At 41.5% G+C, this 12,775-nt stretch carries 13 protein-coding genes; 4 read left to right on the top strand and 9 right to left on the bottom strand.

Annotated elements, in window-relative coordinates:
• Positions 1-12: 12 nt before the first annotated feature.
• The 4 genes from M5X66_RS10020 to yceD are packed head-to-tail and all read right to left on the bottom strand — an operon-like array spanning position 13 to position 2,726.
• The gene (locus tag M5X66_RS10020; protein ID WP_036953071.1) at positions 13-963 is read right to left on the bottom strand and encodes a beta-ketoacyl-ACP synthase III; all 951 of its coding nucleotides are present in this window, start codon (positions 961-963) and stop codon (positions 13-15) included.
• Between the two features lie 3 nt (positions 964-966).
• Complete coding sequence (plsX, locus tag M5X66_RS10025; protein ID WP_071992158.1) at positions 967-2,007, bottom strand: phosphate acyltransferase PlsX; 1,041 nt, start codon at positions 2,005-2,007, stop codon at positions 967-969.
• 11 nt (positions 2,008-2,018) lie between these two features.
• Positions 2,019-2,189, bottom strand: coding sequence for a 50S ribosomal protein L32 (gene rpmF, locus M5X66_RS10030; RefSeq protein WP_006660802.1), 171 nt, complete (start codon positions 2,187-2,189; stop codon positions 2,019-2,021).
• Positions 2,190-2,201: 12 nt separating this feature from the next.
• Positions 2,202-2,726 carry a 23S rRNA accumulation protein YceD gene (yceD, locus tag M5X66_RS10035; RefSeq protein ID WP_036953067.1) on the bottom strand — a complete coding sequence of 175 codons (525 nt, stop codon included), beginning with the start codon at positions 2,724-2,726 and terminating at the stop codon, positions 2,202-2,204.
• 142 nt (positions 2,727-2,868) lie between these two features.
• On the opposite strand from yceD, the gene M5X66_RS10040 reads away from it, so the two are divergent.
• The gene (locus tag M5X66_RS10040) at positions 2,869-3,453 is read left to right on the top strand and encodes a Maf family protein (protein WP_108477952.1); all 585 of its coding nucleotides are present in this window, start codon (positions 2,869-2,871) and stop codon (positions 3,451-3,453) included.
• A gap of 49 nt (positions 3,454-3,502) precedes the next feature.
• Here M5X66_RS10040 and rluC read toward each other — a convergent pair whose 3' ends face one another.
• Positions 3,503-4,459, bottom strand: a complete 957-nt coding sequence (gene rluC / locus M5X66_RS10045; RefSeq protein WP_036953062.1) for a 23S rRNA pseudouridine(955/2504/2580) synthase RluC — start codon at positions 4,457-4,459, stop codon at positions 3,503-3,505.
• 618 nt (positions 4,460-5,077) lie between these two features.
• Here rluC and rne point away from each other — a divergent pair.
• Positions 5,078-8,257, top strand: coding sequence for a ribonuclease E (rne, locus tag M5X66_RS10050; RefSeq protein WP_270103494.1), 3,180 nt, complete (start codon positions 5,078-5,080; stop codon positions 8,255-8,257).
• A gap of 206 nt (positions 8,258-8,463) precedes the next feature.
• Positions 8,464-9,339, top strand: a complete 876-nt coding sequence (locus M5X66_RS10055; RefSeq protein ID WP_270103495.1) for a colicin-like pore-forming protein — start codon at positions 8,464-8,466, stop codon at positions 9,337-9,339.
• A gap of 27 nt (positions 9,340-9,366) precedes the next feature.
• Here the strand turns inward: M5X66_RS10055 and M5X66_RS10060 are convergent, their stop codons facing one another.
• The 4 genes from M5X66_RS10060 to M5X66_RS10070 form a co-directional block, all read right to left on the bottom strand.
• Positions 9,367-9,696, bottom strand: a complete 330-nt coding sequence (locus M5X66_RS10060) for a colicin E1 family microcin immunity protein (protein WP_036953056.1) — start codon at positions 9,694-9,696, stop codon at positions 9,367-9,369.
• Positions 9,697-9,891: 195 nt separating this feature from the next.
• On the bottom strand, positions 9,892-10,224 hold the full coding sequence (gene tmaR, locus M5X66_RS10065; RefSeq protein WP_036953053.1) for a PTS system regulator TmaR: 333 nt from the start codon (positions 10,222-10,224) through the stop codon (positions 9,892-9,894).
• Between the two features lie 188 nt (positions 10,225-10,412).
• Positions 10,413-10,604, bottom strand: coding sequence for a type II toxin-antitoxin system RelE/ParE family toxin (locus M5X66_RS18735; RefSeq protein ID WP_336431410.1), 192 nt, complete (start codon positions 10,602-10,604; stop codon positions 10,413-10,415).
• Entirely contained in the window at positions 10,570-10,851 is a 282-nt protein-coding gene (locus tag M5X66_RS10070) for a type II toxin-antitoxin system ParD family antitoxin (protein ID WP_036953050.1), read from the bottom strand. The genes M5X66_RS18735 and M5X66_RS10070 overlap by 35 nt, the downstream gene beginning before the upstream one ends.
• A 353-nt stretch (positions 10,852-11,204) precedes the next feature.
• Between M5X66_RS10070 and sbcB the strand changes: the two genes are divergently transcribed.
• On the top strand, positions 11,205-12,644 hold the full coding sequence (gene sbcB / locus M5X66_RS10075) for an exodeoxyribonuclease I (RefSeq protein ID WP_036953047.1): 1,440 nt from the start codon (positions 11,205-11,207) through the stop codon (positions 12,642-12,644).
• The last annotated feature ends 131 nt before the right edge of the window (positions 12,645-12,775 follow it).

A 12,775-nucleotide genomic window follows, 5' to 3' on the forward strand; every position in this document is an offset into this window, starting at 1 on the left:
TTTCTCAGTAAATTAAAAACGAACCAGTGCGGAGCCCCAAGTAAAGCCGCCACCAAATGCTTCTAATAACACTAATTGGCCACGCTGAATGCGACCATCACGCACTGCTTCATCGAGTGCTGTTGGGACTGATGCCGCAGAAGTATTTCCATGACGATCCAGCGTAACAACCACTTTATCCATGGTCATATCCAATTTTTTTGCGGTCGCGGAAATAATTCGTAAATTTGCTTGATGTGGTACTAACCAATCAAGTTCTTCTTTTGCTATGTCGTTTTGCGCCAATGTTTCATCAACGATATGGGCTAATTCACGCACAGCAACTTTGAATACTTCGTTACCTGTCATGGACAAGTAAGCTTGGTCATCTGAACAGCGGCTACGGTTTGGTAAGGAGAGTAAATCTCCATAACGCCCATCAGCGTGCAGATGTGTAGAAATGATACCCGGTTCTTCAGAAGCGCCAATTACCACAGCGCCCGCAGCATCACCAAATAGAATAATGGTTCCGCGATCATTCGGGTCTAACGTTTTAGATAACGCATCCGCACCAATCACCAATGCTTTTTTAGTCATGCCCGTTTTAACGAACTGATCAGCGATACTGATAGCATAAGTAAAACCAGCGCAAGCTGCTGCTACATCAAATGCCGCACAGTCATTAATTTCCAGCATTTGCTGAATTTGACATGCAGCGCTTGGGAATGCGTGAGTTGCGGATGTTGTCGCGACAATAATTAAACCAATTTCACTGCTGTCGACCTGTGCCATTTCCAGCGCATTTTTTGCTGCTTGGAAACCCATTGTGGACACGTTCTCATCGTCAGCTGAAATTCGTCTCTCTTTAATACCCGTACGCGTTACAATCCATTCATCAGAAGTATCAACCATTTTTTCCAGATCAGCATTGGTACGAACTTGCGATGGCAAATAGCTGCCTGTTCCTAATATTTTACTGTACATAGGTTATTGATCACTCCTGGGTAAAACAATATTAAGTCGAGCTGTTATTCTTTCGGGAACTTGTCGTTCAACAGCCTGTACCGCACGTTCAATCGCGGCTTTAAACGCATTCTCATTCGCTGCGCCATGACTTTTGATGACAATCCCTTTTAATCCTAACAGAGTCGCGCCGTTATACTGGTCGGGGTTCATATCCCCAAAACGCTTCATTAGCCGTTTTTTCAACCATTTCTTAGCGAGTTGCATAAACCAACTGCTTTTTTTGTTCTCTTCACCGGCTGATTTTAACAATGAAAGAATGACACGAATCACCCCTTCCATTGTTTTTAGTGAGACATTACCTGCGAAGCCGTCACACACTAATACATCTGTTTTACCTGTCAGCAACTCGTTGCCTTCAACATAACCAATGTAATTAATTGACGCCGTTTCTTTTAACATAGCGGCGGCTTCGCGGATATTGTCCAGCCCTTTACTCTCTTCTTCACCAATATTGAGTAAAGCGACTTTAGGTTGATTGATGTTGGCAACTTCTTCCGCCATCACTGAACCCATCACTGCAAATTGCACGAGCATTTCACTGCTGCAATTCACGTTAGCCCCTAAATCGAGGACAACGGTTTTTCCTTTTTTCTGATTTGGCAAAATGGTCATTAACGCTGGACGTTCAATACCCTCAATTGATTTTAACATCAATTTTGCCAAGCCCATCAATGCACCCGTATTACCTGCACTCACGCAAGCCTGCGCTTGACCTGTCTTCACTAACTCTAATGCCACTCGCATTGATGTCCCTTTGCTTTGGCGAATTGCATGGGATGGCTTAGCATCGTTAGCAATGACGTTTTCAGCAGGGATAATTTCGATACGCGAAATTTGCTCAGCACTTTGTTGTGCAAGCAAGGGATGAATGGCTTCGGGTTGACCGACAAGCAGTAATTTTAATGCTGGATTAGATGCCAGTGCCTGCAATGCAGCAGGCACCGTGACGCGGGGACCAACATCCCCGCCCATGGCATCTAACGCGATGGTTAGACTAGCCAAAGTATCAACAATTACTTGCTGATAACCTTACGGCCACGGTAGTAACCATCTGCAGTCACGTGGTGACGCAGGTGAGTTTCACCGGAAGTTTTATCTACAGAAACTAGGGTAGCAGTCAGTGCATCATGTGAACGACGCATACCGCGTTTTGAACGAGTTGGTTTATTCTGTTGTACGGCCATTGACCTTACTCCTTAAGTACTTTTCTTTAAACTGGCTAATACGGCAAATGGATTTGGTTTCTCTACCTCAGGAGGTAGTTCACCATACACCATGTCCGCTTCGGACACTTCACAGTGTTCAGAATCATGAACCGGAACCACTGGTAGGGATAGAATTATTTCATCTTCTAACATTCCCAGCAAATTTATTTCACCAAATTCATCTACATAAACTGGTTCATACTGTTCCGGTAATGCTTCGGCCTTTTCGTCACTGACGACAGGACTAAAACAATACGATACGTAGACATGATGTTTGAAATCTTTTCTGCAACGTTGGCATTGTAGGGTGACATCCAATTCAGAATGCCCCTCTATGACCGTCAAGCGCTGATTATCAATTTTAAATGATAATTTGCTTTCAACATCACTATCTACACTGACTACTGATTCGGCAATTCGTGTAACTTGCTCAGGTGTGTAACTCCCGACATAGTCGAGGTTTTTCTGAGCTGCACGCTGCGCATCGATAGTCAGGGGTAATTTTACCTTTTGCATAAGGCGCGCATATTAACTTTGTAATGAACTATAGTCAAAGAAAAAGGCGGGATAAACTCGCCTTTTCACCAAAAAATCGCCGGTTAAGCGGATATAGTTTAAAATGAGTTAACCCTTTTGGCTATGAGTTTCGAGAAAAATCATGAAATCGATTATTTTGGCGTCAACCTCTGAATACCGACAAGCCTTACTGAAGAAGTTGGGTATCCCATTTCTCGCCGCCGCGCCCAACATTGATGAAACCCCTGTTTTACAGGAATCGGCTCAAGCTTTAGTGATGCGCTTATCTCACGAAAAAGCCAATGCATTGGCTCAACGGTATCCACAACATTTAATTATTGGCTCTGACCAAGTTTGCGTCATCGACGATAAAATCGTCGGAAAGCCGCATAATTTTGATAATGCCTTTAAACAACTCAAGGCAGCGTCAGGTCATCGGGTGACTTTTTATACTGGGCTTTGCTTATTAGATAGTGCGACAGGTAAATTCAATCTCCAGTGCGAACCCTTCGATGTCTATTTTAGACAGCTCACTGATGAAGAAATCACCCAATACCTAAATAAAGACGAACCTTATCAATGTGCGGGTAGTTTTAAATCGGAAGGACTAGGCATTAGCCTGTTTGATAAACTTTCAGGGCGAGATCCAAACACACTGATTGGTTTGCCGACTATTTTATTGCTGGAAATGTTACGCCAGCATGGCGTCAATCCACTCTTAGACTAAATAATAAGGTTAGCTAACCTGCGGGAGTTGCTAACCTTTATTATCATTATTACTGCGCTTTTTTCGCTCTCAAAACTTTCAGGCACTGATTCAAATCGTTATGTAACGGCGCAACGACTCGCATCTCTTCACCTGTTTTAGGATGAGTAAATTTCAGTGAATACGCGTGCAAAAACAAACGTTTCAGCCCTGTATCTGCCAGCTGGCTATCAAATTGCCTATCACCATAACGATCATCAAAAGCAATTGGATGGCCTGCATGCAAAGTATGCACGCGGATCTGGTGAGTGCGCCCGGTTACTGGGCTCGCTTTAACTAACGTTGCATTTTCAAAACGTTCTTCGACTTTAAAGCGTGTTTCAGAAGGCTTGCCTTCACTACTCACTCGAACAATACGCTCACCGCTTTGTAAAATATTTTTCAATAACGGCGCTTGCACAACTTTAGTATGTGACTGCCAATTACCGCGCACTAACGCTAAATAATCTTTTTGCATCTGTTTCAGGCGTAATTGTTCGTGAAGCGCACGTAACGCCGAACGTTTTTTAGCAACCAATAAGATGCCGGAAGTATCTCTGTCTAAACGATGTACCAGCTCTAAAAAGCGGGCTTCTGGACGTAATGCGCGCAGCCCTTCAATCACGCCAAAGCTTAATCCACTGCCACCATGAACCGCGGTACCTGATGGCTTATTAATGACTAGAATGGATTCATCTTCAAATAGAATGCAATCTGTTAATGCTGCCACCTTATCCAATTTCGCTGAAACAGGTGCGGTTTCACGTTCAGCCACACGCACTGGCGGCACGCGAACTTGATCCCCTTCGAGTAGTTTGTATTCAGGCTTAATTCGCCCTTTGTTGACGCGCACTTCACCTTTACGGATGATGCGATAAATCATGCTCTTAGGAACACCTTTTAACTTGCTCAGCAAGAAATTATCAATGCGTTGCCCTGCTTCGTCATCGCTAATATCAATAAATTGGACTTGGTTTTCTGTTTTCATTCGGGAATGCGTTAACTCTGATTGATGAATAAATAGTCTCACTTACATCGTTATATCATACCGACTCCACGAATTTTTTTATGTTTTTTTTTAAATTGGTCAATTTCTGCATGATTGGCTCAATTTCTTAATAAAATTTCCATATAACTTACGTTGCACTTGCTATAATGCACTTGGCAATGGAATAATAAGCGGCGCCAAGATGTTTAAAAACGAAAATTGGCTTTGCTATGTTAGCTTTAGGTGTTTTTGCACTTTCGGCTATAATTATTTTTAGCTAGTAGAATACAAGTTAGACGTAATACTGTAGGAATTTATTATTTGATGGCGTAACGATGCTGCAATGGCGTAAGACATCTAACTAAATCAAATAAATTAGCGAGCAACGAATTTTAGCTTATTGGGTTGGGAGTCTCCGTTTTCTAAGAAATCTACGGCATCCTGATTAAGAACGCTGAATTTTTAATCTAAAAATCAGGTTCACCGAATACTGCGCGTCTCTATACGAACGACTGCCGAGAGGTAGACGGCTTTGTAAAAATCATGAGGCCATCGGTTTACAGTAGCTCCTTCTTTCGCTGCTCTTTATTATTTAAAAAATAATGAGTAAGTAATAACATGAAAAGAATGCTAATCAACGCAACTCAACAGGAAGAGTTGCGTGTTGCCCTTGTTGACGGGCAACGACTCTACGATTTGGATATTGAAAGCCCAGGTCATGAGCAAAAAAAAGCCAACATTTATAAAGGTAAAATCACCCGTATTGAACCAAGCCTCGAAGCTGCTTTTGTTGATTATGGCGCTGAAAGACACGGTTTCCTGCCTATCAAAGAAATCGCTCGCGAATACTTCCCTAGCAATTACCACTCCCAAGGTCGTCCTAACATCAAAGATGTGCTTAAAGAAGGCCAAGAGGTTATTGTTCAAGTTGATAAAGAAGAACGTGGTAATAAAGGTGCAGCCTTAACCACATTCATCAGCTTAGCGGGTAGTTATTTAGTTCTGATGCCAAACAACCCACGTGCTGGTGGTATTTCTCGCCGCATCGAAGGTGAAGATCGTACAGAATTAAAAGAAGCGTTATCTTGCTTAGAAATTCCAGATGGTATGGGACTCATCGTCCGTACTGCGGGTGTGGGTAAATCAGCAGAATCCCTGCAACAAGATTTACTGTATCGCTTACGCCACTGGGAAGCGATTCAAAAAGCCGCTGAAAACCGTCCAGCTCCGTTCTTAATCCACCAAGAAAGTAATGTGATTGTCCGTGCTTTCCGTGATTATTTACGTCCTGACATCGGTGAAATCCTGATCGATAACCCGAAAGTGGTTGAGATGGCACGTAACCATATCGAAGCGATTGGTCGTGGTGATTTTGCTAGCAAAATTAAACATTATAGTGGCGATGTTCCTCTGTTTAGTCACTATCAAATCGAATCTCAAATCGAATCTGCGTTCCAACGTGAAGTGCGTTTACCTTCTGGTGGTGCGTTAGTTATCGATACAACCGAAGCATTAACAGCTATTGATATCAACTCCTCACGCTCAACCCGTGGCGGTGATATCGAAGAAACGGCATTTAATACTAACCTTGAAGCCGCTGACGAAATTGCACGTCAATTACGTTTACGTGACTTAGGTGGGCTGATTGTTATCGACTTTATCGATATGACCCCAGTTCGCCACCAACGTGAAGTTGAAAACCGCCTACGTGAAGCCGTTCGCCAAGACCGTGCGCGTATTCAAATCGCACGTATTTCACGCTTTGGTCTGTTAGAAATGTCTCGTCAGCGCCTTAGCCCATCACTGGGTGAGTCCAGCCATCACGTCTGCCCACGCTGTACAGGTACGGGGACTATCCGTGATAACGAATCGCTGTCACTGTCAGTACTGCGTTTAATCGAAGAAGAAGCACTGAAAGAAAATACCCATGAAGTGCATGCGATTGTCCCTGTGCAAATCGCGTCATACCTGTTAAACGAGAAACGCCAAGCAGTCACGGAAATTGAGCAGCGTCAGCGTAACGTGCGCGTTGTGATTGTACCGAATGACCAGATGCAAACACCTCACTTCCACGTCATCCGTATCCGTAAAGGTGAAGAAGTTCAAACTCTGAGTTACAACTTAGCCCAGTATCATGAAACTGAAACTTTAAACCACGGTGAAGAAGCGACGACTGAGCGTAAAGCACCAGAGCAACCTGCTATTTCAGCATTTGCACTGCAAGAGCCAGTTGAAGTTCCTGCACTGAAACCAAAAGAAGCTCCGGCTAAAGCACCTGTTCGTGCCAAAGTGGATGAACAACCTAAAGTTGGTTTATTTAGCAAAATTGCTGCTTTCTTTAAAGGTCTCTTTGCTGAAGAAGAAAAAGCGGTTGAAAAACCGGCTCAAAAACCACGTCAAAATAACAATGACCGTCGCCGCAATAATGATCGTCGTCGTAATAATAACGACCGCCGTAATAACAATCGTCGCGACCGCGATGATAATTACGAAAATCGTGATAACCGCGACAATCGTGACAACCGCGATAACCGTAATAATCGCAATGCACAATCTGAAGATGCTGCCAACCGCAACAAGGGACGTAATAACAAAAATACGAACCAAGTTGAAGAGCAAACCACTGACAATGCAAACCGCGAAAATCAGCAGCAACGTCGTGATCAGCGTGCAGAACGTCGCCGTCGTCAAGATGAAAAACGTCAACAACAAACTGCAAAAACGCAGCAAGATAACCAGCAAACCGCTGTTGATAATGCAGCTGTAGAAAAAGATGAAGAAGAACAACGTCCTGTTGCTCCTCGTCGTCAACGTCGTCAATTAACACAAAAAATTCGTGTGACTGACAATGACCAAGCAGCAGAAACGTCAATGGTTGCTGATACCGCCGTTGTTGCAGAAAAATCTGCGCCGATTGCGGCATTACCAGCAGCAGTGAATGTTGAGAAAAAACAATCTCATGTTTCGCTGGACGAAGATGACAACTTAGTGACTAACTCAGAACAATTGGATGATGATGAAAAACAAGACACCATCATTCCACGCCGTTCTCGTCGTTCACCACGTCATCTGCGTGTGAGTGGTCAGCGTCGTCGCCGTTACCGTGATGAACGTCATCTGAATAAATCACCAATGCCTTTAGCGGCGGCTGTAGCTTCCCCTGAATTAGCCTCTGGTAAAGTGTTTATTCGTTACCCTGTCGTTCAGCCTCAACAAGAAAGCATGGCTATCATGACCAATGAAGAGATGCTGGAACAACAAAATACCGTTCAGGCCCCTGTGGTAGCTGCTCCAATTGAACATGCTGAAGTAAAAGCCGAGCTCACTGAAGCCCCAGTTGTTACTGAAACTGTTATCGAAGCACCAAAAGTAGAAACTGAAGCCAGCGTTGTTGTTGAAACCGCAGCAATCGAAAGCGATGTGCCTGAAAATGTTGTTGCTGAGAATATTGTTGAGAGTGTCGCAGCCGACGTTATCGAAGAGACAAAATCAGCAGTCGTTGAAGAGGTCAAAACTGTTGTTGAACCTGTCGTTGCTGATGTAGTGATTGAAACCGCAGTTACAGCAATTGTTGAAACCGCCGTAATTGAACCAGCTTCAACAGCAAATGCAGTTAGCTTACACAAACGTCATGCATACTCACCAATGACGAAAGCCCCAGCGCCTGCTGTAGTGGCTTCAGACTTTGAAATTAAAGAGTATCAACGTGAGCCATCAACCTTTGAATCTAAAGGCGCAGGTGGACATGTAGCAGCCAACGTTGCGACATCAGAAATGGCAAAACCTGCTAGTTTCTGATTTTAGCAAGTTACTGACGAAAGCCTTGATAGGAAACTATCAAGGCTTTTTTTTGCCCAATAAAAATTGAGTCTGTTGTAATTTATTAAATACTAAGGAAATTTATCATCTTAAAGCCTTTGACGAAATATCGTAGATAACTGCATTGTACATTTGCATAAAAGACATATGTACCGTGGGAAAACACACTTAATGAGGATATTTCTATGGATTATGATTATACACAAATAAACCATTGGAAAAATGGCCATGCCTATGCAAGCGATGGTGTATTACTACTCCCAACCCTTCATGTAAGTTACAACAGAATTCTTCCTGACCACATTCTGAATGCGATGGCAAAAGGATTATGTGGTGTCTGTGGGATCAGTAATTGCCGTTTCGAAAAGACATCTCCTTATAAAAAAATGTTAAGCGCCTATCAAAGTGGACAACTTGAATTAATGTATACCATTTATTGGCGCTCTTTTGGCGGGTTGTACCCAATGATGAAACCGAAAATAGAGCAGGATTTAAATGAAATAAATAAAATAGAGTCAGAGGAGATTAAGGAGTCAGTTAAATTTACAACTGATTTTTATAAAGAAGTTTTTAATACCTATGGAGAAAAAGCAGAAAAACTGGCTAAAACTATAGCGGAGCAATCCAGAGGAAAAAGGATTCGTAATGTTGAAGATGCATTAAGAGCTTATGATAAATATAAAACTAATATTAATAAAAAGATCGATACTAAAAACCGGAAAATTATTGCATCAGCATTAGAATCACTCAACGTTGATGAGATTGCAAAAAACTTGAAAAAATTCAGTAAAGGCATGGGCTTTGTAAGCTATTCAATTGATGCTAACGACCTAAGAATTGAATTGGTTAAAGCCGTAGAAACTGATAATTGGAGACCATTTTTTGTGAAAGTAGAAACTATATTAATAGGAATTAGTGCTACGGGTATTGCTGGCTTAGGTTTTAGTTTTTTATTAGGTGGACCAGTTGGTATATTAGGCTATGGACTTATACTTGCCGGAATAGGGTCTCTAATTGATGATAGCTTGGTAGAAAAAGCAAATAAGCTAGTTGGTTTATAGTAAGCCACAAGAAGGCAGTTCATTTGGTTACTGCCATCTTTTTATAAAGATAATTATTATAAATATTAACGTTATTGGAATTGCGAAGAAAAAAACAACACCATGATACAAAGCTAATCCTCCAGCCTTACCTGGAGTGTCCATCAACAAGCCTCTACTCCAAAATTCTTTAGTAGTAAAAATTAAAAAAAAGCTTTCCACAGCCCATTTAGCCAGCGGAAAAATTACAATGCCAATAATACTTATCAGTATAATTAATGGTTTATATTTAAGCTCATTATCTAAACAAGAGTATAAAAATAATAAACCCATAAACCATCCCCAGTACATATTTTTAATATAATATCGTTTATTCATTGCGTGCTTTCTTACCAACTAAAGAGTTAATGATAACAAAACACATATGCGAATGAAAACTCATAATAAAATTAAGTTATTAATATATATGCATTTTAAATCCAATCAACTAATCACTAAGTGAACCATCTCATTTTATTACTAAAAAAAAGCTGAGACATAGCTCAGCTTCCTTAAAATTAAATCAGACGACAATTACTTAGTTTCAGGTCGCGCCAGTTCACCCATTTCTTTAAGTTTTTTAGAGATCTCACGACGCTCTTTGGATAACTCAGCATTCTTAATGATGTAATCATCGATACGATCATCATAGTCGCTACGCATGTTTGCGATGATGCCATGGATATCATCAATGGACATACCTGGTTTGATATACTCACTCAGGTTATCTAACAGCAAAACACGTTTTTGGTTATCACGAATTTTCTTTTCGTTATCCGTGATTTCGCGACGAATTTTATTTTTACGACGAAACATACGCACAAATTCCAGTACATTCTGGAAAGTTGGTTTGTTGGCGTTGTCCATGTTTAAAATCCCCTATTCAATAATCAAAATGTATTGTCTATTAACACAATACCTTCTTCTAGGGTCACCTTACAAGATACATTCGCTATTTTATTGATTTAATGTTACTCATAACATCTTGGTATTGATTCAATACACGGATCACTGTTTTGGAGTATTTGGAAGGAATAAAAAAGACAGTATGATTCTCAACGGGTAACGAGAATATATTTCGTCCTAACTCTCGTCGTTGTACACCAATAGTGAGCTAACAACTCAAAACTGTTAGTGAGCCGAATGAGATACTCTTCCGCCTTTTTAGTCCCAAAATGCTTCTGGCTATACCACCAAATAGCTTCTAAATCCTCATTCGCTTTTGGGGTCAGATTTATCGTTTTCATTTTTAACCTTATCTTTCATCCGTTGAAGGAATTTGGTTTGATCCCAAGCGATTGGCGTTCCACTGCTCAATCCTTCAGCAATAAGATCTTTTAATTCTTGCACATGAGATTGCGCTTGCTTTTCTTTAAGTAAACGCAAGGCATCACGTAAAACTTCACTCTGCGTTCTGTAATCACCTGAATTAACTAATGAATCGATGAAATCACGAAGTTCATCACCGAGATCGACTGTCATTGTTCTTGCCATAAGCTTTCTCGTATAAGATATATTCTTACATCTAGTATAGGTTCATCTATTTTTTTGATCCAGATTATTTTCTATACTCAATTTTTCTAGACTACTTTTGAGGTTAATATGGATAAAACACGCCTTCATAGCGATGCCATCGCTGAGCTTCTACGAAATGAACCCCACCTTATTAAATGTTATTTAGAGCACGCTTTGCTTGAAGCTAATGAAGATGGCGGCCAAGAGGCTCTTATTCAGTGTCTATCCCATATAATGCAATCGCTATCCCCCACATAAGTTTAGATTTTCTGCCAGATGGTTTACCATAGCATCAAACCGTTATGCGTTTGCATTTCTCACCTAAATCGACGATGGACCTCATTTTGAAAAATAAGCATAATCAGCCGACCTTTTTTATCCATGACTATGAAACATTTGGTAAGCATCCGGCTCTGGATCGCCCTGCTCAGTTTGCGGGTGTGCGGACAGACTTAGATTTCAACATCATCGATGAACCTGAAGTATTTTACTGCAAACCTACGGATGATTATCTTCCTCAACCAGAAGCGGTAATGATAACCGGCATTACCCCGCAAATCGCAATGGCCAACGGCATGAATGAAGCGGAATTTGCGAAGCGCATCCATAACGCATTCAGCGTACCTAACACCTGCATTATGGGTTACAACAATATTCGCTTTGATGATGAAGTGACGCGAAATATTTTTTATCGTAACTTTTATGACCCTTACGCCTATAGCTGGCAGCAAGGTAATTCTCGCTGGGATTTATTGGATGCATTACGTGCTTGCTTTGCGCTGCGCCCTGAAGGGATCAATTGGCCAGAAAATGATGACGGGTTACCTAGCTTACGCCTTGAGCACTTAACCAAGGCCAACGGTGTGGCTCATGAAAATGCCCATGATGCGATGTCTGACGTTTTAGCCACCATTAATATGGCTAAGTTACTGAAACAAGCTCAACCTCGTATGTTTGATTATTTCTATCAACTGCGAAATAAAAACAAAGTTAACCAGCTGATCGACATCGTGGATATGACCCCGTTAGTTCATGTATCGGGGATGTTTGGCGCGGTACGCTCTTATGTCAGCTTAGTGGCCCCTCTCGCTTGGCACCCTGAGAATAAAAACGCGGTGATTATGTGTGACCTGTCAGCAGATATGTCGCCACTACTAACGTTAAATGCGGATGAACTTCGTGAGCGCTTATACACACCGAAAGCTGAGTTAGGTGACGAGCTACCCGTCCCAGTTAAACTGGTACATATTAACAAATGCCCAATCCTTGCCCCTGAGAAGACCTTGCGAACAGTAGATGCTGAACGTACAGGCATTGACCGTGACCTGTGCATGCGTAATTTAGAGCTGTTACGTAAGAATCCTGATGTGCGTAATAAACTGATTGAGTTGTTTAGCGTCGCCCAACAATTTGAAGAAAATAATGATGTAGATAGCCAAATCTATAATGGTTTTTTCAGCCCATCTGATCGCTCTACGATGGATATTATTCGCGAAACGCCACCCCAGAATTTACCTGCGTTAGATCTTAGCTTTGAAGATAAGCGAATGAAGGAGCTATTTTTCCGTTATAAGGCACGCAATTTCCCTGCGACACTCTCTTATGATGAGCAACAGCGTTGGTTACAGCATCGCCGCGATTATTTTACTGAGAGCCGTTTAACGGATTATCTACAGCAAATTCAATTACTCATGGAAGTTCATCATGAAGATGAAAAACGCTGTCAGCAATTAAAAGCCTTAGTGAACTATGCCGCAGAATTAGCAAGTTGATTGTCAGTGATAGGGATGAAAATGGCTCTTTTTGAGTTGTAAAATTAACGAGGAAAATCAATTTGTTGATTTTCGCCTGATAACACAAAGAGGGAAAAGCCACGCTTTTATCCCTCTTTGTGATCAATCTC

It is taken from the genome of Providencia sp. PROV188 (assembly GCF_027595165.1).
Classification (GTDB): Bacteria; Pseudomonadota; Gammaproteobacteria; order Enterobacterales; family Enterobacteriaceae; genus Providencia; species Providencia lanzhouensis.

Bases quoted from the DNA above. Each gene is read 5' to 3' on its own strand.
- yceD (WP_036953067.1), bottom strand. From the start codon at position 2,726: ATGCAAAAGGTAAAATTACCCCTGACTATCGATGCGCAGCGTGCAGCT.
- sbcB (WP_036953047.1), top strand. From the start codon at position 11,205: ATGGACCTCATTTTGAAAAATAAGCATAATCAGCCGACCTTTTTTATC.
- rluC (WP_036953062.1), bottom strand. From the start codon at position 4,459: ATGAAAACAGAAAACCAAGTCCAATTTATTGATATTAGCGATGACGAA.
- M5X66_RS10070 (WP_036953050.1), bottom strand. From the start codon at position 10,851: ATGGCAAGAACAATGACAGTCGATCTCGGTGATGAACTTCGTGATTTC.
- rne (WP_270103494.1), top strand. From the start codon at position 5,078: ATGAAAAGAATGCTAATCAACGCAACTCAACAGGAAGAGTTGCGTGTT.
- M5X66_RS18735 (WP_336431410.1), bottom strand. From the start codon at position 10,604: ATGAAAACGATAAATCTGACCCCAAAAGCGAATGAGGATTTAGAAGCT.
- rpmF (WP_006660802.1), bottom strand. From the start codon at position 2,189: ATGGCCGTACAACAGAATAAACCAACTCGTTCAAAACGCGGTATGCGT.
- M5X66_RS10060 (WP_036953056.1), bottom strand. From the start codon at position 9,696: ATGAATAAACGATATTATATTAAAAATATGTACTGGGGATGGTTTATG.
- M5X66_RS10055 (WP_270103495.1), top strand. From the start codon at position 8,464: ATGGATTATGATTATACACAAATAAACCATTGGAAAAATGGCCATGCC.
- tmaR (WP_036953053.1), bottom strand. From the start codon at position 10,224: ATGGACAACGCCAACAAACCAACTTTCCAGAATGTACTGGAATTTGTG.
- M5X66_RS10020 (WP_036953071.1), bottom strand. From the start codon at position 963: ATGTACAGTAAAATATTAGGAACAGGCAGCTATTTGCCATCGCAAGTT.
- M5X66_RS10040 (WP_108477952.1), top strand. From the start codon at position 2,869: ATGAAATCGATTATTTTGGCGTCAACCTCTGAATACCGACAAGCCTTA.